1 protein-coding gene and 1 pseudogene are annotated in these 511 nt (G+C 49.5%); both read left to right on the forward strand.

The annotated features are described in order from the left end of the window. Positions 1 to 353, forward strand: a 353-nt coding sequence (locus R7P64_RS24740; RefSeq protein WP_318124291.1) for a MotA/TolQ/ExbB proton channel family protein, incomplete at its 5' end; no start/stop codon positions are given. Continuing rightward, positions 353 to 511, forward strand: a pseudogene (locus tag R7P64_RS24745) (MotA/TolQ/ExbB proton channel family protein); the annotation flags it as partial. The gene R7P64_RS24740 and the pseudogene R7P64_RS24745, both read left to right, overlap by 1 nt.

Consider the following 511-nt stretch of genomic DNA (forward strand, 5'->3'; position numbering starts at 1 on the left):
CGCACCTTGAAAAAGGACTATCGATGCTCAAACTGCTTGCAGCGCTGGCACCAATGTTAGGTCTGCTAGGTACGGTAACGGGCATGATCGAAACATTCCAAGTGATCACTCAGTTTGGTAATGGCGATCCAAAAGTCATGGCGGGCGGTATTTCGATGGCGTTGGTGACAACGGTTCTCGGCTTGGTAGCCGCAATGCCACTGCTTCTGGCGCATAATGTGCTGAGTTCTCAAGCCGAGAGCATTCGCAACATTCTAGAAAAGCAGGGTATTGGCTTAGTTGCTGAACAAGCAGAGCGCGATATGTCTAACAACAAAGGCAACCGTAACACGATAGCGGAGAACGCAGCATAATGGAGCAGATCCTACTCAACACTTTGGGTTTGATCAGTGAGGATTGGGCCAATACCTTGATGAGCTTTATGCAGCAAGGTGGCCAAATCCTATGGTGGTTGGCTGCCGTTGTAGCGGTGTGTTGGTTACTGGTTATGGAGCGAGTGGTTTACTTAACG

This window comes from Vibrio sp. 2304 (assembly GCF_033339475.1).
Taxonomy (GTDB): Bacteria; Pseudomonadota; Gammaproteobacteria; order Enterobacterales; family Vibrionaceae; genus Vibrio; species Vibrio alginolyticus.